This is a genomic window from Micromonospora sp. SCSIO 07396, assembly GCF_053667945.1.
Genome location: NZ_CM132210.1, coordinates 6,439,413 through 6,464,809, shown reverse-complemented (window position 1 = coordinate 6,464,809; position 25,397 = coordinate 6,439,413). Strand labels below are relative to the sequence as shown.

The following is a 25,397-nucleotide window of genomic DNA, read 5'->3' as shown; positions in this document are numbered from 1 at the left end:
TCGGCACCGGCAGCACCCGGACGCACGGAGGTAGGAGCAGATGCAGCTCGGCCTGGTAGGACTCGGCCGGATGGGCGGCAACATGCGCGAGCGGTTGCGCGCCGCCGGCCAGGAGGTCGTCGGCTACGACCGCAACGCCGACCGCAGCGACGTCACGAGCCTCGCCGAACTGGCCGACAAGCTGCAGTCACCCCGGGCGGTCTGGGTGATGGTCCCCGCCGCCGTCACCGACGCGACGATCGACGCGCTCGCCGAGGTGCTGGGCGAGGGCGACATCATCATCGACGGCGGCAACTCGCGGTTCAGCGACGACGCCCCCCGGGCCGAACGGCTGGCCGCCCGGGGCATCGGCTACGTCGATGTCGGCGTCTCCGGCGGGGTCTGGGGCAACGTGAACGGCTACGCCCTGATGGTCGGTGGCGCGCAGGAGCACGTCGACCACCTGATGCCGATCTTCGAGGCGTTGAAGCCGGCAGGTGACCACGGCTTCGTGCACGCCGGCCCGGTCGGTGCCGGCCACTACGCCAAGATGGTGCACAACGGCATCGAGTACGGCCTGATGCACGCCTACGCCGAGGGTTTCGAGCTGCTCTCCGCCGCCGAGATGGTGACGAACGTGCCGGGGATCATCAAGTCCTGGCGGGAGGGCACCGTCGTCCAGTCCTGGCTGCTCGACCTGCTCGACCGCGCGTTGGACGAGGACCCGGACCTGGCCACGTTGACCGGGTACACCGACGACACCGGTGAGGGGCGCTGGACTGTCGACGAGGCGATCCGGCTGGCCGTCCCGCTCAACGTCATCACCGCCGCCCTGTTCGCCAGGTTCTCCTCCCGGCAGGACGACTCGCCCGCGATGAAGGCGGTCGCCGCGCTGCGTCAGCAGTTCGGCGGGCACGCCGTGCACAAGCGCTGAGCGGCATCCACAGGCTGTGTACGTCCGCCGGCTCGAACTGGTCGACTTCCGCTCGTACGAGCGGGTCGGCGTCGATCTGGAGCCGGGGCCGAACGTCCTGACCGGCGCGAACGGTGTCGGCAAGACCAACCTGGTCGAGGCGTTGGGCTACGTGGCGACCCTGGACTCGCACCGGGTCGCCACCGACGCCCCCCTGGTCCGGCTGGGGGCGAGCGCCGCCGTGATCCGCTGCGCGGTGGTGCACGATGGCCGGGAACTGCTGATCGAGCTGGAGATCGTCCCCGGAAAGGCCAACCGGGCCCGGCTCGGACGCTCCCCGGCCCGGCGGGCCCGGGACGTGATCGGCGCGCTGCGACTGGTGCTGTTCGCTCCGGAGGACCTGGAACTCGTCCGGGGCGACCCGGCTGAACGCCGCCGCTACCTCGACGACCTGCTGGTGCTCCGGCAGCCCCGGTACGCCGGGGTACGCGCCGACTACGACCGGGTGGTCAAGCAGCGCAACGCCCTGCTGCGCACGGCGTACCTGGCCCGCAAGACGGGCGGGTCGCGCGGCGGTGACCTGTCGACCCTGGCGGTCTGGGACGCCCACCTGGCGCGGCACGGGGCCGAGTTGCTCGCCGGCCGGCTGGAACTGGTCGCCGCGCTCACCCCGCACGTGGCCAAGGCGTACGACGCGGTGGCGGCGGGCACCGGGGCGGCGGGGATCGCGTACCGGCCGTCGGTGGAGCTGACCGGGGTGGGCACCGACCGGGAGGCGCTGGCCGAGGCGGTGACGACCGCGCTGGCCGAGTCCCGGTCGGCCGAGATCGAACGGGGAACCACGCTGGTCGGGCCGCACCGCGACGACCTCGTGCTTACTCTTGGCCCGCTGCCCGCCAAGGGGTACGCCAGCCACGGCGAGTCCTGGTCGTACGCGCTGGCGCTGCGGCTGGCCGGGTACGACCTGCTGCGCGCCGACGGGATCGAACCGGTGCTGGTGCTCGACGACGTCTTCGCCGAGCTGGACACGGGCCGCCGGGAACGGCTGGCCGAACTGGTCGGCGGGGCCGGTCAGCTCCTGGTGACCTGTGCGGTGGACGACGACGTCCCGGTGGCCCTGCGCGGCACCCGGTACGCCGTCGGGGAGGGGACGGTGCGTCGTGTCGACTGAACCGGAGCAGCCCGCCGGGTCGACGGGCCGCCCGGGGCGCACCGCCCCGGGCGGGGCACGCGGTGCGCGTACCCCCGGGGGAGCCGGTGGGGGTGCGGACGGCGCGCGGGGCCGACCGGCCGGGACCGGCGCGGACGCCGGGGCCGGTGGTTCGGAGGCCACCTCGCGGGGCCGCGACGGGGCCGGTGGTGGTGCGGGTTCCGGCGGAGCGTCGGGTGCCGACGCCGGGGCGGCGCAGGCGAGCGGGCCGGAACTGGCACGGGCGGTGCTGGACGCGGCGCGGGCCCGGCGGGAGTCGGCGGCCCGTAACCGGCGGCCGGGGGTGACCGGCGCGGCCGACGGCGGTGGGCGACGGCTGCGCGGCTATTCGGGGCCGGGACCGGACCCGCGTGACCCGCAGCCGTTGGGCGCGGTGCTGGAACGGCTGATGAAGGCCCGGGGCTGGCAGCAACCGGCGGCCGAGGCGACCGTCTTTGGCGCCTGGGAGAAGGTCGTCGGGCCGGAGATCGCCCAGCACAGCCGCCCGGTCAAGCTGGAGGACGGCGAGCTGACCGTGGAGGCCCGCTCGACCGCGTGGGCCACCCAGTTGCGGCTGCTCGCCGGATCGCTGTTGAAGCGGATCGCCGGGGAGGTCGGCCACAACGTGGTCCGCAAGCTGCACATCCACGGGCCGGCGGCACCGTCCTGGTCGCGCGGTCCGCGCCGGGTGCGCGGTCGGGGGCCGCGCGACACCTACGGCTGAGATTCACCGTTCGGCGCGGCGGGCCTCCCGCTCGGCGCGTTTGCGTTCGCGCTGCTCGCGGCTCCACTGCTTGCGTCGTTCCAGGTCCTCTTTCCAGGCGTCGCGGGCCTGCCGGGAGCCGCCCTGCACCGCGCCGGCCACCTCCGGCGGGCCGGCCAGGTTCTTGAACGCCCAGGCCAGCAGCCGGCCACCCTCGCCAGGTGCCTTCGCCGCCGGTTTGTCCTCGCTCATCGGCACCGACCCCTCCTCGACGATTGGTGTACCAACCATTGGTACACCAATCGTTGGTAGCATCGCAACGGCGACGAGGAGGTGCACACGTGGACGGACAGCCCGACGGGGACCCGCTGGCCCTGGAGGAGCAGGTCTGCTTCGCGCTCTCCGTCGCCGCCCGGGGCGTCGTCGCGGTCTACCGGCCACTGCTGGAGCCGATGGGGCTCACCCACCCGCAGTACCTGGTCATGCTGGCGCTCTGGCAGTACGCGCCGCTGTCGGTCCGGGAGCTGAGCCGGCTGCTGCAACTCGACCCGGGCACGCTGTCGCCCCTGCTCAAGCGGCTGGAGGTGGCCGGCTACCTGCGCCGCGAGCGGGACCCGGCCGACGAACGCAGCCTGGCCGTGTCGCTCACCGGAAGCGGTCGGGCGCTGCGCGCACGCGCCGAGCAGATCCCGCCGGCGGTCGTCGCCCGGCTCGGGCTGCCGCTGGCCGAGCTACGCGACCTGCACGCGGCGTTGACCCGGGTGATCGGCGCCGCGAACGGCGCGGTCACCGCCGCACCCACGCCGCCGGACAGCTGACCCCGCTGCCGGGTCGGCTCAGGGCTGCGGACCGGGACGACGGCCGGGCTCGGCGTCGGCGTAGATCGCGAACCCCCGGTCGGCGCAGCGCCGGTAGAAGGCGGCCAGCACGCCCAGCTCGGCGCAGGTGAAGTCCCACTGCGGCGGGTCGCCGTTCTCGTCGCGCAGCCGGTCGAGCCGGCTGCCCAGCCAGCGCAACTGCTGTTCGGCCAGGCGGCCGTCACCGAGCAGGGCGCGGAGCACGTCGCTGACCGACTCGAAGGTCACCGTCTCGCCGTGCGGCCGGTGCTGGGCGACGAACTTCTCCACCCCGCCGGCGATCCAGGCACAGCCGTCCGGGTCGATCACCGGGTCCTCGTCCTCGGCGGCGGCGTCGGTGGCGTAGAGCACATTTTCCAGCCCGAGGATCAGGTCGACCAGCTCGGTGTAGGCGGTCGCCCGGACCGTGCCGGTCTTGGCGATGTGCTCGGCGAGCGCGGCGGTCGGCGCGGAGATGCCGGGGATGTCGACGATCTCGCCGAAGTCGACGAACTCGGCCGGCGCGACCGGATCGTAGAAGCGGCCGGTCCGCGGCCAGTGCACCGCGACATTGTCCAGCCCCATCTGGTGTCACCTTTCGAGAGCACGTGTCGGATCGATCGGGTCCATCGTCCCGGTTACGGGTGGAAAAGATCAAGACGAGCGACTTCGTCGCGCGCCGCAAAGCTACGGTACGACCACCGCCCGACGCGACCCCGTGCCACCCGGCGAGCCGGACGATCCGGTGGCGGCGGGCACGGAAGCCGGACCGGGGCGTGTAGGGGGAGTCGCGGACAGCGAGATTCGGCCGGCTACGAGGGTCTGAGCCGCCTTCAAGGGGTGCCGAGTGGCGGTTCTGTCGTGTGCGCACAGTAAGATTGACGCTGAGACGACGACCTGACGCGGTGCGACGGACAGGGGCCCTCACCGGCTCCTGATCAACGTCCCGGGTCGGGTCTGGCCGATCGCGATCCGCGGGCAACCGCGGCGACCGGCGCGCACGAGCCGCGACGGCCCTGCGGGGCCGTCGTCCGTGCACGCCGACGTCGCGTCCTGTCCGCCGAACCCGCGCCCCCGCGCCCCGGCGCGGATGGTGCGAGAAAGTGGCCGAGGGTGGCAGCGCAGGACAAGCAGGATTACGGCGCAGAGTCGATCACCGTCCTCGAAGGGCTGGAGGCGGTCCGCAAGCGACCCGGCATGTACATCGGGTCGACCGGCGAGCGTGGCCTGCACCACCTGGTGTGGGAGGTCGTGGACAACGCGGTGGACGAGGCGCTCGCCGGCTACTGCGACACCATCGACGTGGTGCTGCTCGCCGACGGCGGGGTCCGGGTCACCGACAACGGCCGTGGCTTCCCGGTCGACCTGCACCCGAAGCTCAAGAAGCCGGGTGTCGAGGTCGCGCTGACCGTGCTGCACGCGGGTGGCAAGTTCGACGGCAAGGCGTACGCGGTCTCCGGTGGTCTGCACGGCGTCGGCGTCTCCGTGGTGAACGCCCTCTCCACCCGGATGGCCGTCGAGATCCACAAGTCCGGCCACGTGTGGCGGCAGAAGTACCACAACTCCAAGCCGGAGCCGCTCGACAAGGGCGAGACCACCGACCGCACCGGCTCGGCGGTTTCCTTCTGGCCGGACCCGGACGTCTTCGAGACGGTCGACTTCGACTTCCAGACCATCTACCGCCGCCTGCAGGAGATGGCCTTCCTCAACCGGGCCCTGTCCATCCACCTGCTCGACGAGCGGGTCGCCGAGGGCGAGGAGGGCAAGCCCCGCGAGGTCACCTTCTTCTACGAGGGCGGCATCGCCGACTTCGTCCGGCACCTCAACGCCTCGAAGAACCCGATGCACAAGACGGTCGTCGAGTTCGCCGCCGAGGAAGAGGGCATGTCGGTCGAGATCGCCATGCAGTGGAACGAGTCGTACGGCGAGTCGGTCTACACCTTCGCCAACACGATCAACACGCACGAGGGCGGCACCCACGAGGAGGGTTTCCGGGCCGCGCTGACCAGCGTGGTCAACCGCTACGGCACCGACCGCAAGCTGCTCAAGGGCGACGAGAAGCTCTCCGGCGAGGACATCCGCGAGGGCCTGGCCGCGATCATCTCGGTCAAGCTGGCCAACCCGCAGTTCGAGGGCCAGACCAAGACCAAGCTGGGCAACACCCCGGTCAAGAGCTTCGTGCAGCGGGTCTGCAACGACCGGCTGGTCGACTGGTTCGACCGCAACCCGGCCGAGGCCAAGACCATCATCCAGAAGGCGTCCCAGGCGGCCCGGGCCCGGATCGCCGCCCAACAGGCGCGCAAGCTGGCCCGCCGCAAGTCGCTGCTGGAGTCCGGCTCGATGCCCGGCAAGCTGGCCGACTGCCAGTCCACCGACCCGCGCGAGTCCGAGGTCTTCATCGTCGAGGGCGACTCGGCCGGCGGCTCGGCCAAGCAGGGTCGCGACCCGCGTACCCAGGCGATCCTGCCCATCCGCGGCAAGATCCTCAACGTGGAGAAGGCCCGGATCGACCGGGTGCTCAAGAACAACGAGGTCCAGGCGCTGATCACCGCGCTGGGCACCGGCATCCACGACGACTTCGACATGGAGAAGCTGCGGTACCACAAGGTGGTGCTGATGGCCGACGCCGACGTCGACGGCCAGCACATCCAGACGCTCCTGCTCACCCTGCTGTTCCGCTTCATGCGTCCGCTGGTCGAGCTGGGCCACGTCTACCTGGCCGCCCCGCCGCTCTACAAGATCAAGTGGAACAAGAAGGGCGACGACGCCCAGTACGCGTACTCCGACCGGGAACGCGACGGGCTGATCGCGCTGCGCCAGCAGAAGAAGCCCAACGCCAAGCCGGACGACATCCAGCGGTTCAAGGGTCTCGGCGAGATGAACTACCCCGAGCTGTGGGAGACCACGATGAACCCGGCCACCCGGACCCTGCGTCAGGTCACCCTCGACGACGCCGCCACCGCCGACGAGCTGTTCAGCGTGCTGATGGGTGAGGACGTCGAGGCCCGCCGCTCGTTCATCCAGCGCAACGCGAAGGACGTGCGGTTCCTCGACATCTGACGGCCCGGTCGGCCGGTGCCGCACCGGCCGGCCGTCGTCCACCGGGTTATCCACAGCCTGGCCGGTTTCCACAGCGTTATCCACAGCACGAACACGACTCTGAGTCTGATAAGGGTTAACAGTGACCGATACTCCCGAGTCCACCCCGAACGAGCCGGAAACCGCCGAGACACCACTCGCGGCGGTCGTCCAGCACGACCGGATCGAGCCGGTCGGGCTTGAGGTCGAGATGCAGCGCTCGTACCTCGACTACGCGATGAGCGTGATCGTCGGGCGGGCCCTGCCGGACGTCCGGGACGGGCTCAAGCCGGTCCACCGCAAGATCCTCTACGCCATGTACGACTCGGGTTACCGGCCGGACCGGGGCTACGTGAAGTGCTCCCGGGTCGTCGGGGACGTGATGGGGCAGTTCCACCCGCACGGCGACTCGGCCATCTACGACGCGCTGGTCCGGATGGCCCAGCCCTGGGCGCTGCGCTACCCGCTGGTCGACGGCAACGGCAACTTCGGCTCGCCCGGTAACGATCCGGCTGCCGCGATGCGCTACTGCCTGACCGCAGACGTCCGCATTCGTACCGCCGACGGCAGCGTGCGGCTCGGCGACATCGTGCCGGGCGTCGCGCCGAGCAGCGAGACCGACGTCGACCTCAAGGTCCGCGACCGCAACGGCGACCTGGTCCGCGCGTCGAAGTTCTTCCACTCCGGCGAGCACCCGACGCTGCGGCTGCGCACCCGCGAGGGGTACGAGCTGACCGGCACCCACAACCACCCGGTGCTCTGCCTGGTGGACGTGGCCGGGGTGCCGACCCTGCTGTGGAAGCTGCTCGCCGAGATCTCCCCGGGCGACCGGGTGGTGCTCCAGCGGACGGTGCCGGACGAGATCGGCTACCCGACGCTGGAACACGTCGAGGCGGCCGTGCTCGCCGGCGCGTTCGTGTCGGAGGGCTGGGTGTCGGCGGCCCGCGCGGGCTTCAACAACGTGGACCGGGACTACTTCCTGCGCGTCGTCGCCGCCTACGACCTGGCCGTCGGCGGCCCCCGGTACGTCAGCGAGCGGGTGATCGCCTCCGGCAGCACCCTGCACGAGCTGGACGTACAGGACCTGTCGGCGCTGCGCGCCAGCATCCTCGGCGAGTTGGCCGGAGCGCGCAGCGCCGCGAAGTTCGTGCCCGAGTTCGTGTGGCAGGGGCCGGCCGCGATCAAGCGGGCGTTCCTCCAGGCGCTCTTCGAGGGTGACGGCTCCTCGTCGCTGCTGCCGCGCAACACCATCCAGGTCTCGTACTCGACCCGCAGCGAGCGGTTGGCCCGCGAGGTCCAGCAGTTGCTGCTGGAGTTCGGCGTGATCAGCCGACAGACCCGGTACGACGACGGCGAGATCAAGGTCGTGGTGACCAACCGCCGGGACGCCCGGATCTTCGCCACCCACGTCGGCTTCCTCGGCCGTAAGCAGGCCAAGCTGGAGTCCGAGCTGGCTCAGGCGCCGGCGAGCAGCACGGCGCTGTCCAGCGACCATGTGCCGCTGGTGGGCGACTTCATCCGGGAGCACGGCGCGACCCGCTGGACCGAGCGCGACTGGCTGCGCCGGCACAACGTCGACCGCATCGAGCGTTGGGAGCGGGACCGCGACGAGATCGCCGCCCGGATCACCGAGGCCGGGGTGCTCGACGTGGTCGAGCCGCTGGTCGACGGCCGGTTCTACTACGCCGAGGTGACCGAGATCACCGACGCGGGGGTGCAGCCGGTCTACAGCGTCCGGGTGGACACCGAGGACCACTCCTTCGTCTCCGACGGCTTCGTCAGCCACAACACCGAATGCAAGCTCGACCCGCTGGCGATGGAGATGCTGCGGGACATCGACGAGGACACCGTCGATCTCCAGGACAACTACGACGGCCGGGCCAAGGAGCCCACCATCCTGCCGTCGCGCATCCCCAACCTGCTGGTCAACGGCTCCGAGGGCATCGCGGTCGGGATGGCCACCAAGATCCCGCCGCACAACCTGCGCGAGATCGGCGCGGCGGTGCAGTGGTGCCTGGAGAACCCGGAGGCCGACGAGGCGACCACCCTCGAAGCGCTGCTGGAGATCGTCAAGGGTCCGGACTTCCCGACCCACGGGCTGATCGTCGGTCAGTCGGCCATCCAGGACGCGTACCGGACCGGTCGCGGGTCGATCCGGATGCGCGCCGTGGTGGAGGTCGAGGAGGACAAGCGGGGCCGGCCGGCGCTGGTGGTCAGCGAGCTGCCCTACCAGGTCAACCCGGACAACCTGGCCGAGCGGATCGCCGAGCTGATCAAGGAGGGCAAGCTCGGCGGCATCGCCGACATCCGGGACGAGTCGTCCGGGCGTACCGGCATGCGGATCGTGCTGGTGCTCAAGCGCGACGCGGTCGCCAAGGTGGTGCTGAACAACCTCTACAAGCACACCCAGCTCCAGGAGACCTTCGGCGCCAACATGCTGGCCCTGGTCGACGGGGTGCCGCGCACGCTCAACCTGGCCCAGTTCATCAGGTACTACGTCGAGCACCAGATCGAGGTGATCCGGCGGCGGACCGCGTTCCGGCTGCGCAAGGCCGAGGAGCGGGCGCACATCCTGCGCGGTCTGTCCAAGGCGCTGGACGCGCTGGACGAGGTGATCGCCCTGATCCGGCGGTCGCCCACGGTCGACGACGCCCGGCAGGGCCTGATCCGGCTGCTGGAGATCGACGAGATCCAGGCGACCGCGATCCTGGACATGCAGCTGCGCCGGCTGGCCGCCCTGGAGCGGCAGCGGATCCTGGACGACCTGGCCAAGCTCGAACTGGAGATCGCCGACCTCAAGGACATCCTCGCCAAGCCGGAGCGGCAGCGGAAGATCGTCTCCGAGGAGCTCAGCGAGATCGTCGCGAAGTGGGGCGACGAGCGGCGCACCAAGATCGTCCCGTTCGACGGTGAGGTCTCGATGGAGGACCTCATCGCCCGCGAGGACGTGGTGGTCACCATCACCCGCACCGGGTACGCCAAGCGCACCAAGGTCGACCTCTACCGCTCACAGCGGCGCGGCGGCAAGGGAGTGAGCGGCGCGACGCTGCGGCAGGACGACATTGTCAGCCACTTCTTCGTATGCTCCACCCACGACTGGATTTTGTTCTTCACCAACAAGGGCCGCGTGTACCGGGCCAAGGCGTACGAGTTGCCCGAGGCCAGTAGGGTGGCCAAGGGCCAGCACGTGGCCAACCTGCTCGCCTTCCAGCCGGACGAGCAGATTGCGCAGATCATCGAAATCCCGAACTACCAGGTGGCTCCCTACCTGGTACTGGCCACGAGAAACGGCCTGGTGAAGAAGACCCGACTTGAGGAGTTCGACTCCAACCGGTCCGGCGGCGTCATCGCGATCAACCTGCGCGATGAGGACGAGCTGGTCGGTGCCGTGCTCGCGGCGCCGGAGGAGGACCTGCTGCTCGTCTCCAAGAAGGCCCAGGCGATCCGGTTCAACGCCTCCGACGAGGCGCTGCGCCCGATGGGCCGGGCCACCTCGGGTGTGATCGGCATGCGCTTCACCGACGACGACGTCCTGCTGGCCATGGAGGTCGTCCGGGAGGGCCTGGACGTCCTGGTGGCCACGAACGGGGGATACGCGAAACGCACCCCCATCGAGGAATACCCGGTCCAGGGCCGGGGAGGTAAGGGCGTGTTGACTGCGAAGATCACCGAGCGCCGCGGTGGTCTGGTCGGCGCGGTCGTGATCGACCCGGACGACGAGCTGTTCGCGATCACCAGCAACGGCGGCGTCATCCGGACTCCGGTGAAGCCTGTACGCCGTACCCGTGACCGGAACACAATGGGGGTCAAGCTGATGGACCTCCCGGACGGCGTGACTATCGTGGCGATTGCTCGCAATGCCGACGAGCCTGACGAACAGGACTAGTTGAATGACGGAGACACAGGCGAAGTCGGGGAACAAGGGGACCTCGGCCACCCCGGTCGACGAGGAGGCCGCCAAGAGCGGTACAACCCCCGCCGGCCGCGCCGCCGTGGGTCGGGCCACCGTCCCCGCCGACGCGCCTGCCCCGAAGTTCACCCGGGCACCCGGCATGGCACCGCCGCCGGACAAGCCCGGTGAGGGTTCGGGGACGACCGACAAGCCCCAGCCGACGGGCGGCACCGATGCGCCCTCGTCCGCCACCCAGCCGGTGGCTGCGGCGGGCCGGTCGAGCAACACGACACAGCCGATCACGGTCGGGGCCGCGACCTCCCCGTCCACGACCGGCACCCAGCCGAAGATCGGCGGTTTCCGGCCGAGCCCGGACACCACCCGACCCGCCAACGGCGGCGGCCTGCCCCCGGGCATCGGTGGTGCGGCCGCCGTCGGTGCGGCGCGGGTGGGTGACGCGGTACGCGCCGCGCGTACCTCGGTCAGCTCGGCCGCCTCCCGGGGGCCGCGCCGGGCCCGGTTGAACCTCAAGCGGATCGACCCGTGGTCCGTGATGAAGTTCGCGTTCGCCGTCTCCGTGGTGCTCTTCATCGTGGTGGTCGTGGCGACCTCGGTGCTCTACCTCGCGCTGGACGCGATGGGGGTGTTCCAGAGCGTCAACGACAGCCTGACCGACCTGGTCAGCGCCAGCGGCGGGCAGGGCACCGACAGCGGCTTCCAGATCACCGCGAAGGGCGTCATCCTGACGTCCGCCCTCGTCGGGCTGGTCAACGTGGTGCTGTTCACCGCGCTCGCCACCCTGGGGGCGTTCGTCTACAACGTCTGCGCCGACCTGGTCGGCGGGATCGAGTTGACGCTCGCCGAGCGCGACTGATCCGACCCGACGCCGGGGCGCCGCGAACAGCGGCCGCCCCGGCGTCGTGCTTTCCGCCTGGCTCGGGGCGCTCGCTCGTGGGTCGATCCAGCCGTGGTCCAGGCCGCCCCGATACCGCTGTCTCCGCTCAACGGAGTCGATCTCCGGCCCGGGGACCGGGCGGAAAGGGCTCGCCCCGTCGCGGGCCGACCGGTACGGTCGGGAAGGCGCGGGAGCGTCGGCCACCCCGATTTGGGAGCGGACGACGCGATGGGTTAATCTTGCTCGTCGCCACGCGGGGCTATAGCTCAGTCGGTTAGAGCGCAGAGCTGATAACTCTGAGGTCGCTGGTTCGATTCCAGCTAGCCCCACCGCACACCGTTCCGACGGGCAGTCGAGTCGAGCGCGAGGGGTCGCCCCATGTTCAAGAAGCTTCTGTTCCTGGTCGGCATCATCGGCGTCGCCGCTGTGGTGGCCAAGAAGGTCAAAGAATCCAACGACGAGCGCGCCCTCTGGCACGAGGCCACCACCTCGCCCGACCTGCGCTGACCAGCCAGCACCCGGCGGCTCGACCCGCCCTCGGGGCCCTAGCTCAACTGGCAGAGCACTGCCTTTGCAAGGCAGGGGTTAGGGGTTCGAGTCCCCTGGGCTCCACCAGCATCACCCTTGACCAGGCGTTGTAGCTCGTGAAGATCAACGGGCACACGATGGGCACAGGTCAGGATTGATCTTGAATCCCTCTGGAACCTGCCGCCCGTAGCACTGCGCCGACCAAGCCCTTCGGACGCTCCCGCTTCGGCCACCAGTGCACGTACGTCTCCAAGGTGATCCGCAGCGTTTTGTGCCGCAGCAGCCGTTGCACCTCCTGAGGTTCGGCGTGGTTCGTGATCAGGGTCGTGGCGAAGAAGTGCCGCAGGGCGTGGAACGTGCCGTGTTCCTTCGGCCAGCCGGCGGCGTCTCGCCAGTCCGCCCACTCCCGGGACCAGGTTCGGTCCGTGAACGGGTTACCGCGACTGGTGGTGAACAGCAGCGGCACCATGCGTCGGACCGGGTCGCCCGTGGTGATGTCGACCAGGTCGACGGGCACGGGCGGGAACTGCTGGACATGCTCGGTGAGGATCTGGCCGACGACCGGGTCGAGATCGATGGTTCCGGCGGAACCCGCTTTCGGCTCGGAGATGTAGAAGCCGCCGTACTCCTGGGGCGCGTACCGCAACTGCTGAATGATGTGCAGCTTTCCCCGATCCTGGTCGACACAGCGTGCGCTGTGCTCCATTCCGAGGGCTTCACCGAACCGGCAGCCTTGGCCGGCACCCAACCACACCGCCGCCCGGTATCGGGCCGGCACGACGTCCAGGAGCGCCAGAACCTCATCCTCGGTGGGCACCCACTTCGGCGCGTGGGTCAAGCCGCGGAGCACCTGGGCCAGCTTCACACCGTCGCATGGGTTGTCCGGGATCAGCTTGTCGGTGACCGCAGCGCTGAGCACCGCGTCGAGGAGTTCGACGTACAGCTTCAGCGACGACTTCGGCGTGCCCTCGCCCAGCCGGCGAGTCAACCACTCCAGAACGGTGGTCAGACGGATGGCCCGCAACGGCCGATCACCGAAGACCGGGTACAGGTGACATCGAAGGTTCGACTCGACCCGCTTCCGCGTCTCCAGTGCCCAGCCGACTTCCCGGGAGAGACGCCAGCGCTCGCCGTACTCCTTGAAGGTCAGGTGACGCTCTGACTGCTGCACCTTCGCCTCTTCGGCCACACCGGCACGAGCACGGGCATCGAAGTCGTCAGCGTCGACCTTGCGCTCAAACAACCGCTCCCGAGCCTGGCCGCTGGCATCCTCGTACCGGCACCGCCACCGCTTGCCCCGGCCGTGCCGCTTCGAGGGAAGCCGCTTACCATCCGGCCCGCGCTTGGTCAGGTACCACAGGTCATCGACTGCCATGTCAGGCCGCCTTCTGGTTGAGCCACGCGCGGACGTCGGCGGGGTCGTATCGGAGGTGCCGGCCGACGCGGGAGGCGCGGGGACCGATCCGGCGGTGCCGCCACTGGTAGAGGGTGCCGACCGGGATGCCGAGGAACGCTGAGACGTCGGCGACGCTCCAGAGCCGTTCGGGGGTGGCGTTCATCGGGGTTCCTTTCTGGCTTGCTGTCGTGCCGACCGGATGCGGTCGCCGATGGCGGCGGCGAGTTCGAGTTGCTCGGGGGTGTCGTAGCCGATGCCGAGGATCTGCCAGTCGTTGGCGACCAGGACGTCGGTGTCCTCGGGCAGCCCGGCATCGGTCAGCGCCGTGCGGAGCTGGTGGGCCTGACGTTCCGCGCGGAGGTTCTTGAAGGTCGTGGAGTAGATGCGGGACTTGGTGAGGAAGTGGCCCCGGAACCCGAGCATGTGCGCCCAGTGGCGCAGCTTGAGTTCGGCGTACTGGTCGAGGCCGCCGAGGTCCCAGGCGGTTTGGATCATCGCCCGGTGGTGGTCGGACACCCGTAGGAGCGCGATGTGTTCCTGGGAGCGGATGCGTCGGTCTCCGGTTTCGGTGGCCCCGGTGCCCTTGGTGGCGTACTTGGCGATGTAGCCGGCCAGGCGGGTGTCGTTGACGACCTGGTCGCCGTCGTCTCCGCCATCGATGTCGATGTCGGTGGCGGTGATGTCCTTGACGTCGACCTGGCTGCCCCAGTGGAGGGCCAGCGCGGTTCCGTCGGGTCGTGCGGTGTCCAGCTCGACGGCGGCAGCCGCAGTACGGACCGCGTCGGTCAACACGTCGGGGGTGAGCCAGGCGGGGGGTGTCGAGTCGGGTCCGGAGGGTCCGTCGGCGCGGATGACGGCGTGGAAGTGGACCAGGCCGCGCCGTTGGTATTCGGCGACCTTGGCGTAGGAGATCCGCAGGTGTGCTCCGGAGGCGCGGACGGTGAGGCCACCGGCGGCGGCGACGGCTCGGCGTAGGGCGATGGTGAACCGGTGCCAGAGTTGGCCGCTGTGGGCCTGCCACAGCACCGCCCCGACGTAGTCGTAGGTGCCCGGATCAAGCGGACTGCCGAGCAGCGGATGCCCTTCGGGGTGCCAGCGTCCGCAGGAGCAGGGCCGCTTGCCGGGCCGGTTGTGGACGGTGCCGAACGACGGGGCGGTGAGGGTCACGAACAGGCGGGTTGACCGGGCGACGGTGTCGGGGACGCCCTTGCCGCCGGACATGCCCGCGTGGATGAGGTGCCAGGCGTCGGCGGCGTACCGGTCGGCGCAGGTCGGGCAGACGGCGGCGCGGCGGGTGCCGCAGGAGGCCCACACCCGGCCCTGCCGTGCGGTGATCAGGTCTCCGGTGCCGAGGTGGCGGACCTCCCACTTGCCGACGAGGCGGACCGGCTGGAGGCAGCCCTTGACGCTCTCGACGCCGGCCCGCCATTCCTTGTACGCCGGCGACCGCATCCACCGGGACAGGGCCGCCTCAGCGTCGTGCCCGTCGTACGCCCGTTGGGGCGTGCGGGGTGGTGATGACATGGAATTCCTCCAGGGACGGGCCTGCCGTGCCCCTGGTTGTCTGGAGGGGCACGGCAGGCCGTAGCGAGTGAAGGTCAGTGCTGGTAGCCGTTGGCGGTGACCGGGGTGAGCCGGTCGACGACCCGGGCCGCGATCGGCAGCGGTAGGCGGGTGGCGCGTTGGACGTCGACGGCCGTCACCGGAGTGGGCGAGTCCGCGACGAGTTGCCGGATCTGTGCCTGCATTCCGGCCGGGATGCCCAGCCCATGCAGCTCCACCACCGCAGCCGGAGCCGGGGGCAGGGGCGGGGGCGGAGTCTCCGCCCGAGGGACCGGGGCCGGGGTGGGGGTGGTCTGCTGGGGCATGACCGGAACGGTCGGGACGTCGACCACCGCAGCCGGAGCCGACACGGTCGGTTCGGACACCTTGGCGTCAGGCTTGGTCAGGACGATGGCCCGGCGTGCTTGGGTGCAGCGCGCTTGCACGATGGGCATGACTTCGGCGAGGAAGAACACCAGGACGGGCACCATGATGTGCGCGGCGAGCATGCCCGCGCTGATCGAGCCTTCACGCGGCCAGACCGCCGGTACGACGTTCATCACGAGCGTCGAGCCGAGGAGGAACCGTTTGAGCCAGTCGACGGCCCCGGAGTCGATGTCGATGCTCCGGGCGATCATCGCGGCTTCCCATCGCAGGATCGTGATGAGGATGCCGACCAGGCACGGCTCCACGCCCCAGCAGCCCCACCACACCGGGTCGGCCGGGGTGAGGTGCCCGGCCAGGAAGTCTTGAACGCCGGTGGTGGTGAACACCGACCCGACCGCCAGGAACACCCACAGCGACCGGGTCACCGACACCCGAAGGCGTTCGATGTCGACGATGTCGAGCGCGGCGGCATCCTGCTCCAGGTCGTGAAGCTGCCGCGCCACGTCCAGCCGGCGGGACAGCTTGCGGACCGGCCGAGGCGGACGAGCCGGCTTGGCGCCCTCCGGCACGTCGCTCATCGCTGCCCCGTCGCGGCGAGTTCGGACACCGGCCAGCCAGCGACACGCACCAGCTCGGCGATGTCGGAGTCGTCGCAGTACGCGGCCCGGACCCGCACCGGGGTACGGGAACGCTGCTTCACGACGAACCCGATCCCCGCCGACTCCGGCACGTTCGGAATCTCATCAGCGAGCGCACCCCGGCGGCGCATGTCCTCACCGAGGACCATGTCGACGTGCCCGGCCGACGTGGTCCGCAGGCACACCCGCAGGGAGAACAGGTCACGCTGCGGGATGACGTCCTTGGTGGGTTCCTGGAGCGCGCCGACCACGCTGCCACCCAGAGCGCGAGCCTGCGACAGGATCAGCGGCAGAACAGCCTGAACGCCCTTGGTCAACGACCGGTCGCCGTACCCGGTCACCGCGCCCAACTCGTCAAGGACCAGGACGTCAAGCGGGGTTTCCCGGGACATAGCGAAGGTCCGCCGGCCCTGCTCGGCCAAGGTGCGCTTGCGTTCCTGCATCGTGGCCCAGAAGCCCTGGATGACGTCGACGATGTCGCCGTCGGTCTCGGCGTACCGGTGGGAGACCGGCTGGAGGGCGTTCAACTCGGTGCCCTTGGGGTTGACCACGTGCAGGCGGGCCAGGCCGTCACGGATCAGCGGCGCGCACGCCCGCAACGCCATCCACGTCACCGAGTTCTTCCCCGACCCGGAGGCCCCGCCGACAAGCCAGTGCTGACCCAGCAGCGGCGCAACCCAATCGGTGCCGTGCTCGGTTTCCCCGAGGTACACCCGGGACAGGTCCACCGCGTCCGAGTCGCCCAGGAGGTCCGGCGGAATGATCGGCTCCGTGAACGGCTCGCTGCGCTGGACGACCAACGCGATCACCTGGGGGCGCACCCGCTCGACGCCGACCCGCTCCGCCTGCAACGCGACCGCCAGAGCGTCGGCGGCTTCCTCCCACATCTTCGGCGTCTGCCCCAGCAGCAGCCGCACGTAGACGGTTTCCGTGGACGGGGAGTGTGAGCGGACGCGGATGATCCGGGGCACGTTGATCACGCCCGTCGTGCGGTGGACCGTGACCAGGTTGCACGCCTCCACCACCCGGCTCCACCACGGCCCCAGGTAAGCCCGGGACAGCCACCGCCGCCGCACCGCCCGCAACCTCGGGGCCGCCACCAGCTCCCAGGAGTCCGGGTGACCCCGGTACCAGCCCACCCCGGCCGCGATCGCACCGGCCATCACGCCGCCCGTGGTCGCCGGCCCGAACTCCAGCATTCCCGCGCCCAGAGCGGCCGGAGCCGCCACGAACCCGGGGTGCCTGGCAGCCCACCCCGCCACACGCCATTCCCAACCCCGAACACGCTTACCCATTCCGCACCTACCTTCACCAAATCGGATGCAATTCCAATACCGGCGTATTTGGGCATGGAAAAGGCCCGGATCGGATTACCAACCCGGGCCTTTTCCGTCGAACAACCGCCGGTCAGCGGACCCCTTCGAGCATCTTCTTCGCGAGCGTCGTCGCCCGCTTCGCCTTCTCGGTCTCCTCCAGCCACGGCGTGGCCTCTTCGAGGAGAATCAGCAGCACCGCCACCGAACGACGCAACTCGTCGTAGTGCTTCATGTAGCGGTACCGCTCCGGCATTCCCTTCATCGACCGGCGCAGCAAACGCATCGCCTGATCAACCCCGTCGTAGGTGTCAGTGACCCGGTACGACATCAATTCACCTTCCACGGCTTGGCGATCAGATCCGCCTCATACGTCTTGACCCGCACCTGGAACGCCAGCAGCGACTCCACCGCCTGCCCGTGCGCCTCCTCCAGATCCTCGACCCGGGCGGCGAACTGATACACCATCCCCGGCGGAGGCTCACACGACTTGATCAGGCTTTTCGCCCCGTCGAGGAGCATCGCCAGGCCCTGCACGTTGCCCACCAGCGCCTCGTACCGCCGCCGGCCGGTCATCGACTTCACCAACTCCGGCACCAAATCCACACCTGCCCCTTTCCGGTCACGGAAGCCCACACGATCGGTGGACACCACCCACCCCCGGGAACCTGCACCCGGGAGGGATGGAAACCACCGACCAGGCAGTCACTCCCGGCCCGTCAGACGCCACACCCGACGCCACCGACGCGTCTCACGACGAATCAAACCGACGTTCACCGAAACCGACAGAATCAGCAACCCGATAAGAGCCAACTCGAAATCAGACATAGCAACCTCCCTTCAACTCTCGAATAGTGATATCAACCTGTTTTAGGCAAGGTTCTATCCACTGTGGAATTCTCAAAGAACATGCAGCCGAGGATGAACCGACAGGTGGCCCAGTGCCTCGACAAAGTGCCCCGACCCGACTCGAACGGGTCACCCACCACACAGGGGCGGGGCGAACGATCAGAAACGCGACCAACTCACCGCGCGGTCTTGAGGCCCTGCGCCTTCCACGTCAGACCCGACCGACCATCCCGCTCCCAGTGCGACACCGTCGGCCCGATCAGCTCCACCAGCTCCCCCTCCTCGACCTGGCCGGGGTCAGCCGAGAGCGTGACCTTCAGTTCCTCGCCCTTGCCCCGGTAGCCGTCCTCCGTCGCCACCGGCTTGGCGAACACCGCCACCGTGAACAGCGGGTCGTTCGTGCCGTACGCCGTGAGCACCTTCCCCTCCTGATCCGCCTTGATCGACGGCTCCTCCACCACACGCAGCTTGTAGCCGGACAGGTTCACAGGGATGTTCCGCATCTGGGCTTCTCTCCTTCGGTCGACCCTCAGGTGGTCGGACGTCGTTGCCTTTGGTGGGTCCGAGTAGGGCGAATACAGCGGTGCCCAGGCTCGGAGGGGTCTGGAGGCGTCTCCGTAACCCCCCTTACGCCACAACCGTAAGTCGGGCTTCCGTCTTCGTCAAGGGGCCACTCTAGGTTTCCGTAACCCCCCTTACTAGACTGGCCTCACCACCCCGGAGGGAGAGTCTGTGGAAGAGCTACAGAGGGTCAGAGACACCCCGGACCCGCTGGATCGGGTTCGGCTGGCAACCGAGGCGATGGCCGACTATCAGGCTGCGATCGCTGAGTTCGGCAAGCTGCGCCGGGACGCCGTGGACTACCTGCGCAGCCAAGGTATGACGTTGGCGGAGATTGCCGACAAAGCAGGCGTAAGTCGCGCACGGCTGTCACAGCTCAGCGCCGCGCCGAAGAGAGCCCCGGAGCGCATCCTGTTCTCGGAGGGGTCGACCGTGACGTTCGCAGTCGACACCAAGCAGGAGAGCGGGTCTGGGCGTCCGGTCGTGCACCAGGAGCACGCAGCCGCCATCGAGATCCTTAACCGCACCGTTCGCCGAACTGGCTTGGAGCCCGCCGGGGTCGAGTACATCGTTCCTCCCGGGCTGATTGACCTCAACCGTGAGGGCCTGGTGGTGATCTGCGGTCCGCGACGGTCACCGCTGATTGCGCAAATGCTTGCAGCAGATGAGCGTTACGGATTCGAGCAGGATTCCGATGGCTGGTATCTCTACGATAAGGCGACCGGACGTCAGTACCGTTCCCCAGAGGATTCGGGTAAGCCCGGTGACTACGCCTATCTAGGTCGCCTACCGAGGCCGGACGGGCGGGGTTACTGGCTTTACATGGCTGGAATTCATGCGCCAGGCGGTCAGGGTGCGGCAATGTATCTCGAACAGGAGCTAGGTGACCTGTATCGGGACGTGAAGGCTACTCGCTGGTCATGTCTGGTCGAGTGTGAATGGGAACCTGAATCGCGCCAGATTCAGCGGGCGGAACTGCTGGCACCAATCCATCAGCCCGGGAGGAAGAGTGCACGTAAGCGTAGCTAGTGAATCCGGACGTCCCGACGGCAGGAACGAGGATTGGGCCGGAGCCACGACGAGCACTGCCGTAGTCCTTGACGGACTCTCTGAGGCGTCGGAGACAGGCTGCGTGCATGGAACGCCCTGGTACGTGCACCAGCTCGGAAGCAAGCTGTTGTGGCTGGCGGGTAGCTCTGGTCGAGGCTTGGAGGAGGTACTAGCGGAGTCCATCGATGCCGTAGCAGCCATGCACCGTGAGTCCTGCGACCTTGACCACCCTGGCTCTCCGTGCTCGACAGTGGCAATGGTGAGGCACGTCGGGGATTCGCTAGAGTATCTCGTTCTCTCGGATTCCGTGATAGTGCTTGATCGGAACAACGGCGGACCGTTGGTGATGCAGGACAAGTCGGTTGAAGCCTTCGCATCGGATAGTGCGCGGGCCGCCAGTTCCGGCAAGGACAAGAGTGATAAAAGTGCGCTCTTCACACTGATTCGCGAGCAGCAACAGGTGAGAAACCGGCCCGGTGGCTACTGGGTGGCGCAGGTTGACCCGTCGGCCGCTGCTCATGCGATTTCCGGAGTTGTGGACGACGTGCGCGGCGCTGCCCTGCTGTCAGATGGTGCCGCTCTTCTCGTTACCGATTTCAGTGCGATGGATTGGTCCGGGCTACTCACCTTCGCCTACGAGCAAGGCCCATCCGCCCTGATTGCGGCCACCCGCGAATATGAGGACCGTGATCCCGATGGTCTGATCTGGCCGAGGTATAAGCACCGGGACGACGCCACGGCGGTGGTTTGTCACCTGTAGCGCGTGGCCGGGGCGTAGTGTGTTCAGACTTTCTTTACTTGGTCAAGGGCGGGCCTGCGGCCCGCCGCCGTGTTCGCGCCGGGGCGCGCGTGCGGCCTGGCGGCCGGTCACGCCCCGGCGCACGGCGTAGCAAGAGGAGCGATCGACAGCCGCAGCCGGGCGGGCCGGACGCACGCGGGATGCCGGGGCACGCGCAGCGCCCGACGCCGGCCGGACAACCCCCGTGTACCCCGGCGCTACGACGGGCCGCCGCCGGAGCTGGGCTCCGAGAATGCCGCGCGGGGGAGAACCGGCAAGCCCCAAGCATGGGGGCGGCGGTCGCGGTGCCCGAGCTGGTGACCCCCCGTGCCAGCTCCTACCGCCGTCCAGGTCAGTTCAAAACCGGCACCTGGGAAGGGGGTGGGGAGCCGCGGTGGGCGGGGTGGTCGACCAGGGGCCGGCTGCGTGGCTGGTCGGGGTCAGGTCAAAGGCGCTGCTGTGGCGGTGTCCACCGGGTGTTCGGCCGTGACACGAAAGCCGAGCCCGACGTCAGGCGCCCATCAGAACGGCGGACCCGCTTGAGGCCCGCCAGCCGCACGAAGATCTCCCGCTTGGTGACGGCCTGGCCCTGGCCGTCGAGCTGGTAGCCGGTCACCCACGCCCAGCCGTCATAGGTGGGCCGGGGGCAGACCGAGATCACCCGGAACACGAACGCCGGTGTCCTCGCGAACTGCACCGATGCTTCCCGGCTGATCAGCAGTTCCTCACCCGGCGTCGGGGGCTGGAGACGGGGAAGGCCCCGTGCGTCAGGAAACATGCTCTTCCCTCCCTGCGGTGGCTCTGCCCGACCGGTGTCGGAGGAGACCGGCCGGGCAGGGGACCGCCGCACCGGGGCGGGTTCGGGCCTCCACGACCAGCACAGCGGGATAGCCGCAACGTACCAACGCTGGACTGCCTACGTCTAGATACGTAGAAGGTCGACGCCGATCATGGGAGGACTTCTAGCGTCAGAAGCATGGAGCCCGATCCGGACGCTGACATCGATCACGGCGCGCCACTGCCGCCGTATCGTCAACTGGCCGGCATCCTCGCGGCCCGGATTCGTCGGGGTGACTGGCAGCCCAACCGGGCTATCCCGTCCGAGTCTCAGCTTGTCCAGGAGTACGGCCTTGCTCGGGCGACCGTGCGACGCGCGATCGCGGTACTCGTGGACCAGGGCGTGTTGTTCGTGGTGCCGCAACGCGGAACGTTCGTCAAGCCGGATGGTCAACAGCCTTCGATGTCCGAAGCATGATCATCGGGCACAGATTTGGCACAACCGAGCCTGGAAACGGGTGTAAGACGCCGTGAGGCGCTGGCATCTCCTGCCCTGGTCGGAGGTCGGCTCCATCCGATTTGAGACGATCTCCGTTCGTCTCTAGGCACTAGGGGTTCGAGTCCCCTGGGCTCCACCAGCATCACCCTTGACCAGGCGTTACAGCTCGTGAAGATCAACGGGCACATGATGGCCGCAGGTCCTGGGGCCCGTGCAGCCTGGCGGCCGGTCACGCCACCGGCATAGCAGGCGGAAGCGATCGACAGCGGCAGCCGCCGGGCCGGACAGGCGCGGGATACCGGGCACGTGCAGCACCCGACGCCGGCCGGACAACCCACGTGTACCTTCGCCGGCGCAGACCAACTTCGGCCAGGCTGACGGGTTGCGGTGGCTGCGGATCACCCGGCCGTCTGCCACCCTGGGCTGTGCTGATTTACAAGATCCTGCTGCCCGCCGAGTGGGCCGAGTTCGAGGCCGGCGGCCGCTTCGACGGCTCACCGCTCGACCACCGCAGCGGCTTCATCCACTGCTCCTCGCGCGAGCAGGTGGGTGCGACCGCGCTGCGGTTCTTCGCGCAGGAGCCGGCGCTTGTGGTCGCCGCTCTCGACGCCCGGCTTCTCGGCGCGGCGGTGCGCTGGGAGGGCGTCCCCGACGGTGAGCCCTTCCCGCACGTCTACTCGGCTCTGCCGCTCGATGCTGTCGTCGCGGTCCACCAGGTGCCGGGCGCGTCGTCCGTGGACGGCGCGCTACCGCGGGGCTAGGTGGTCGGGACGTGGCGGTGCGGGAGGGTCGGCGGCCAACCGATCGCGAAGCCGGGGGTGACGGAACTGGTAGACGGCACCGACCTGGCGGAGTACGCCCCGCTCGGCCGCGTCGCGGAGAAAGGCCATCGTCCGCCAGGGCAGCCGACCCCGCATCGCCAGGACGGCCCGCGCGATCGCATACTCGGTCCAGGCGCCGTAGCCCACCCAGCCGATCGCGAACGCGAGCATGTAGGCGACCGGGGACCGCAGTCCACCACCGAACAGCAGCGCCAGGGTGGCCCCCGCGACAAGCAGGGCGCCAGCGGGTGCCAGCACCGATCTGCGGTCGGCCCGCAAGGTGGCGAGGGGGTTGTCCGCGCGGGCGGGATCCTCGGCGATCACGATCTCGCGGGACGGGTCGTGGACCCTGTGTCGGTGGAGGCTCCAGACGGGAACGACCACGGCCGACGCCATCAGGCCGAGCCCACCGATGATGCCCGGCAGGCTGTCACCTGACAGGTACCACAACACCACTCCCGAGCCGGCCAGCAAGGACGCCAGCATGAGCCTGACGGATGTCGTACGAAGGAGGTGCCGCAACCGGCGTCCACTGACCTGCACCCGGTGGATCGGCGTGGCCGGCACGAAGCCGAGTCGGGTCCGGAGTCGCTCACTCACCGCAACCGGCGTGGTCACGGCCGCGAACAGGACCGTAACGATGAGATTGCCGTGGACGAGCCACACCGACGCCCAGAACAGCAGATTCGTCACCGCGTACTGCGCCGGCCTGAGGAACCGCATTGTCCGGTGCAGCTGCCACCAGGCGATCTCGTGGGTATCCGTGTCGCGCAGGTGCCGCGCGAGGAAGCGCAGCCAACTCCTCGCATCGTCGGGATGCCAGGTCTCGTCCGTGTCCCGCCGACGGGCCGGCGTCGGCTGTGGTGGATAGGCGACCGACACCAGACCGTCGAGGAGGTGATTCTCGACGGCGGCCTGATCGGGGAACCGGACCCGGTCGCACAACTCGCGTGGGTCGGCGGCGGCACCGGCATAGGTGGTGCGGGCCAGCCAGACCAGCAACGGCGTGCGCAGGGCTCTGGTCAACGGCGCTTCCGGATCGGCATCCAGATCGAGAAACGTCTGCCCCCACCGACTGTTCACCCCTTCGGGGGCGAAGTACCCCCGGATGTCGGCAAAGGCGAGCGGCAACACCTCGACCACCGCGGCGCGGGACAGGCCGCGTTCCGCGCTCTCGACCGCCCTCCGGTACGGCGCGACGAGGCTGGTCACCACCAGCGGGACCGTGGACCCCAGCTCGTGCAACGCGTTCATCGTCTCTTCGCGTAGCCCGTCACCGATCATGTCCAGGCCCTGGATGACGGGCAGCACGAGGTTCCTGTCGACGAGGTAGGCCGCCAGCGTCCGGCGTCTACGGCTGCCGAAGAGGCGTTTGCGGGGTCCGGACAGGGGCACCGACGCTCGCAGATGCGGGTAGTCCCCGGCCAACTGCTCCGCCATCCAGTCGCGCAGGAGTTGCTTGCCCGGGTTCCACGTCCCGGCGGGCAACAGCACCGGGACCGGCTGACCGGGAAGCCGCTCCTTGAGCAGGGTGCTGACGAGCCTGGTGACCAGCACGGTCCGGCCCGACCCTGCCGCACCGAGGATCACCAGACGGCGATGGGGTAGCCGGTGGGTGAGCAGGTCGGCGAGATCGTCGAGGCCGCCGGTGGGAGGCTGTGCCGGAGTCAGGCCGAGCGACGACCAGGTGACCTCGCCCATCGACGCCTCGGCGACCTCGGTTGCCGCCCATCGCACCGGCAGCGGGCGGCTGAGCACCCCGCTGCGTTCCTCGTCCCGCTGACGTCGTACCGCCACCTCGTCGGCCAGGGTCTCCAGAGCTTTCGACAACAGGACGTCGCTCGAGTGGGTGGGCGGAACGCTCCCGTAGTTCACCTGGTTGATGGTGTTGTGGTCACCGAAGGCGGTCGGCCCGTGGGAGGTGTTCCCGGAGTAGACGTTCCCCGGGGCCGGGACGGGGGGTTCCTCCGGCTGGTCGGCAGGGGGGTCGACGGTACTCACCGCGGTGACCGCCCCGGACGGGTGTCGTCGGCGGAACCGTACGTCGTGACGGTGTTCCCGTTGCCGAACGCGGCCGGTCCGTGCGACGTGATGTGCTGGAACACCTGCCCGGCAGCCGGCGGTTGTGGCGTGCCGACCTCCTGAGGACGGTCCACCCGGTTCAGGTCCGTCCGTTCCTGCGGATCGGCGGGGAACGCGTCCGGCACGGTCGATGCGGCGGCATCCTGTCCCGGCACGAAGACCCAGGCGGGGGCCGCGAAACCCTTGTCCGGCAGGCTGGCGGTGATCGGCAGGAACTGATCCTGCGGCAGGTCCTGATACTGGCGGACGACGTCCTGATAGATCAGATCCGACACGACCAGCGCGACCTCCGCCCGGGGAAAGCGGCGCAGCATGCTCTTGAGCTGCGGCGAGTCGACCAGTCGACAGACGGTCACCACAGCGCTGCCGGCAAAGCCGTTCGCGCTGTCGAGATGGACCAGCCCCTGGTGGACGCCGACCCGCACCCGGACCCGGGCCTCGGCGGACAGGCCCTGGTTGTGCTCCCGCAACAACCGGTCCAGGAGCGGTGCGATCCGAAGGACCCGCCGCTCACTCGTCTCCGGCGGCAGGACCGCGAGCTGGCTGTCACCGTTGTCTTGGCGCAACGTCCCGGGCAGCACGATGCCCAACTCCTCTCAGGCCGCCCGCATGACTTCTGCCAGTGCCTGCTGTGCGCGGTGTTGGAGCACATTGTTCCGCCCGCTGTAACGCTCGATGTCGACCATGAGGA

General features: G+C 69.3%; 24 protein-coding genes, 2 tRNA genes and 1 pseudogene. 14 read left to right on the top strand and 13 right to left on the bottom strand.

Translation table 11 applies throughout. The features are described 5' to 3' along the window. Window positions 1–40: 40 nt before the first annotated feature. From gnd to ACWCHM_RS28555, 3 genes are read left to right on the top strand one after another with little or no spacing between them, the layout of a single operon-like run. A complete protein-coding gene (gnd, locus tag ACWCHM_RS28565; protein WP_204958374.1) occupies window positions 41–913 on the top strand; it encodes a phosphogluconate dehydrogenase (NAD(+)-dependent, decarboxylating) in 873 nt (290 codons plus the stop codon). Between the two features lie 16 nt (window positions 914–929). Beyond that, window positions 930–2,063, top strand: coding sequence for a DNA replication/repair protein RecF (gene recF / locus ACWCHM_RS28560; RefSeq protein WP_454220526.1), 1,134 nt, complete (start codon window positions 930–932; stop codon window positions 2,061–2,063). Continuing rightward, the gene (locus tag ACWCHM_RS28555) at window positions 2,053–2,805 is read left to right on the top strand and encodes a DUF721 domain-containing protein (protein WP_307821167.1); all 753 of its coding nucleotides are present in this window, start codon (window positions 2,053–2,055) and stop codon (window positions 2,803–2,805) included. Before recF ends, ACWCHM_RS28555 begins: the two co-directional genes overlap by 11 nt. A gap of 3 nt (window positions 2,806–2,808) precedes the next feature. On the opposite strand, the gene ACWCHM_RS28550 is transcribed toward ACWCHM_RS28555, so the two are convergent. Next, window positions 2,809–3,075, bottom strand: a complete 267-nt coding sequence (locus ACWCHM_RS28550) for a hypothetical protein (RefSeq protein WP_239485264.1) — start codon at window positions 3,073–3,075, stop codon at window positions 2,809–2,811. A gap of 50 nt (window positions 3,076–3,125) precedes the next feature. Between ACWCHM_RS28550 and ACWCHM_RS28545 the strand changes: the two genes are divergently transcribed. Then, the gene (locus ACWCHM_RS28545) at window positions 3,126–3,602 is read left to right on the top strand and encodes a MarR family winged helix-turn-helix transcriptional regulator (RefSeq protein WP_281901615.1); all 477 of its coding nucleotides are present in this window, start codon (window positions 3,126–3,128) and stop codon (window positions 3,600–3,602) included. Between the two features lie 18 nt (window positions 3,603–3,620). Here ACWCHM_RS28545 and ACWCHM_RS28540 read toward each other — a convergent pair whose 3' ends face one another. Continuing rightward, window positions 3,621–4,205 (bottom strand): hypothetical protein, encoded by a 585-nt coding sequence (locus tag ACWCHM_RS28540; protein WP_204958377.1) that lies wholly within the window; start codon window positions 4,203–4,205, stop codon window positions 3,621–3,623. A 528-nt stretch (window positions 4,206–4,733) separates the two neighbouring features. Here ACWCHM_RS28540 and gyrB point away from each other — a divergent pair. From gyrB to ACWCHM_RS28510, 6 genes are all read left to right on the top strand, one after another. Then, window positions 4,734–6,680: a DNA topoisomerase (ATP-hydrolyzing) subunit B gene (gyrB, locus tag ACWCHM_RS28535; protein WP_204958378.1), complete on the top strand. Its 1,947-nt coding sequence runs from the start codon at window positions 4,734–4,736 to the stop codon at window positions 6,678–6,680. 121 nt (window positions 6,681–6,801) lie between these two features. Next, entirely contained in the window at window positions 6,802–10,584 is a 3,783-nt protein-coding gene (gyrA, locus tag ACWCHM_RS28530) for an intein-containing DNA gyrase subunit A (protein ID WP_454220525.1), read from the top strand. 4 nt (window positions 10,585–10,588) lie between these two features. Continuing rightward, window positions 10,589–11,464, top strand: coding sequence for a DUF3566 domain-containing protein (locus tag ACWCHM_RS28525; RefSeq protein ID WP_421489755.1), 876 nt, complete (start codon window positions 10,589–10,591; stop codon window positions 11,462–11,464). Between the two features lie 276 nt (window positions 11,465–11,740). Next, window positions 11,741–11,814: transfer RNA gene (locus tag ACWCHM_RS28520), tRNA-Ile, on the top strand. Window positions 11,815–11,863: 49 nt separating this feature from the next. Further along, window positions 11,864–11,992 carry a DLW-39 family protein gene (locus ACWCHM_RS28515; RefSeq protein WP_211291697.1) on the top strand — a complete coding sequence of 43 codons (129 nt, stop codon included), beginning with the start codon at window positions 11,864–11,866 and terminating at the stop codon, window positions 11,990–11,992. A gap of 32 nt (window positions 11,993–12,024) precedes the next feature. Continuing rightward, window positions 12,025–12,100, top strand: a tRNA-Ala gene (locus tag ACWCHM_RS28510). Between the two features lie 61 nt (window positions 12,101–12,161). Here ACWCHM_RS28510 and ACWCHM_RS28505 read toward each other — a convergent pair. The 8 genes from ACWCHM_RS28505 to ACWCHM_RS28470 form a co-directional block, all read right to left on the bottom strand. After that, window positions 12,162–13,388 (bottom strand): tyrosine-type recombinase/integrase, encoded by a 1,227-nt coding sequence (locus tag ACWCHM_RS28505; RefSeq protein WP_454220524.1) that lies wholly within the window; start codon window positions 13,386–13,388, stop codon window positions 12,162–12,164. A 1-nt stretch (window position 13,389) separates the two neighbouring features. Further along, window positions 13,390–13,572, bottom strand: coding sequence for a helix-turn-helix transcriptional regulator (locus tag ACWCHM_RS28500; RefSeq protein WP_454220523.1), 183 nt, complete (start codon window positions 13,570–13,572; stop codon window positions 13,390–13,392). Continuing rightward, window positions 13,569–14,861, bottom strand: coding sequence for a replication initiator (locus ACWCHM_RS28495; RefSeq protein ID WP_454223198.1), 1,293 nt, complete (start codon window positions 14,859–14,861; stop codon window positions 13,569–13,571). The genes ACWCHM_RS28500 and ACWCHM_RS28495 overlap by 4 nt, the downstream gene beginning before the upstream one ends. A gap of 146 nt (window positions 14,862–15,007) precedes the next feature. Next, complete coding sequence (locus ACWCHM_RS28490; protein WP_454220522.1) at window positions 15,008–15,916, bottom strand: hypothetical protein; 909 nt, start codon at window positions 15,914–15,916, stop codon at window positions 15,008–15,010. Beyond that, window positions 15,913–17,001, bottom strand: coding sequence for an FtsK/SpoIIIE domain-containing protein (locus tag ACWCHM_RS28485; RefSeq protein WP_454223197.1), 1,089 nt, complete (start codon window positions 16,999–17,001; stop codon window positions 15,913–15,915). The genes ACWCHM_RS28490 and ACWCHM_RS28485 overlap by 4 nt, the downstream gene beginning before the upstream one ends. Window positions 17,002–17,383: 382 nt before the next feature. Then, window positions 17,384–17,620, bottom strand: coding sequence for a hypothetical protein (locus ACWCHM_RS28480; RefSeq protein ID WP_454220521.1), 237 nt, complete (start codon window positions 17,618–17,620; stop codon window positions 17,384–17,386). Beyond that, window positions 17,620–17,895, bottom strand: a complete 276-nt coding sequence (locus ACWCHM_RS28475) for a hypothetical protein (protein WP_454220520.1) — start codon at window positions 17,893–17,895, stop codon at window positions 17,620–17,622. The genes ACWCHM_RS28480 and ACWCHM_RS28475 overlap by 1 nt, the downstream gene beginning before the upstream one ends. Window positions 17,896–18,314: 419 nt before the next feature. Continuing rightward, on the bottom strand, window positions 18,315–18,641 hold the full coding sequence (locus tag ACWCHM_RS28470; protein ID WP_454220519.1) for a hypothetical protein: 327 nt from the start codon (window positions 18,639–18,641) through the stop codon (window positions 18,315–18,317). Between the two features lie 229 nt (window positions 18,642–18,870). Between ACWCHM_RS28470 and ACWCHM_RS28465 the strand changes: the two genes are divergently transcribed. Together ACWCHM_RS28465 and ACWCHM_RS28460 are read left to right on the top strand one after the other, a co-directional pair. Continuing rightward, window positions 18,871–19,728, top strand: a complete 858-nt coding sequence (locus ACWCHM_RS28465; RefSeq protein WP_454220518.1) for a sigma-70 family RNA polymerase sigma factor — start codon at window positions 18,871–18,873, stop codon at window positions 19,726–19,728. A 364-nt stretch (window positions 19,729–20,092) separates the two neighbouring features. Then, the gene (locus ACWCHM_RS28460; RefSeq protein WP_454220516.1) at window positions 20,093–20,509 is read left to right on the top strand and encodes a hypothetical protein; all 417 of its coding nucleotides are present in this window, start codon (window positions 20,093–20,095) and stop codon (window positions 20,507–20,509) included. Window positions 20,510–21,032: 523 nt separating this feature from the next. Here the strand turns inward: ACWCHM_RS28460 and ACWCHM_RS28455 are convergent. Next, a pseudogene (locus ACWCHM_RS28455) lies at window positions 21,033–21,305 on the bottom strand (hypothetical protein); the annotation flags it as partial. Between the two features lie 198 nt (window positions 21,306–21,503). Between ACWCHM_RS28455 and ACWCHM_RS28450 the strand changes: the two are divergent. Together ACWCHM_RS28450 and ACWCHM_RS28445 are read left to right on the top strand one after the other, a co-directional pair. Next, entirely contained in the window at window positions 21,504–21,782 is a 279-nt protein-coding gene (locus tag ACWCHM_RS28450) for a GntR family transcriptional regulator (protein ID WP_454220515.1), read from the top strand. 446 nt (window positions 21,783–22,228) lie between these two features. Continuing rightward, window positions 22,229–22,564 carry a DUF952 domain-containing protein gene (locus ACWCHM_RS28445; RefSeq protein ID WP_454220514.1) on the top strand — a complete coding sequence of 112 codons (336 nt, stop codon included), beginning with the start codon at window positions 22,229–22,231 and terminating at the stop codon, window positions 22,562–22,564. On the opposite strand, the gene ACWCHM_RS28440 is transcribed toward ACWCHM_RS28445, so the two are convergent. Further along, the gene (locus tag ACWCHM_RS28440) at window positions 22,550–24,625 is read right to left on the bottom strand and encodes an NACHT domain-containing protein (protein WP_454220513.1); all 2,076 of its coding nucleotides are present in this window, start codon (window positions 24,623–24,625) and stop codon (window positions 22,550–22,552) included. The genes ACWCHM_RS28445 and ACWCHM_RS28440 overlap by 15 nt on opposite strands. Then, window positions 24,622–25,296, bottom strand: coding sequence for a hypothetical protein (locus tag ACWCHM_RS28435; protein ID WP_454220512.1), 675 nt, complete (start codon window positions 25,294–25,296; stop codon window positions 24,622–24,624). Before ACWCHM_RS28435 ends, ACWCHM_RS28440 begins: the two co-directional genes overlap by 4 nt. Window positions 25,297–25,397 lie beyond the last annotated feature (101 nt).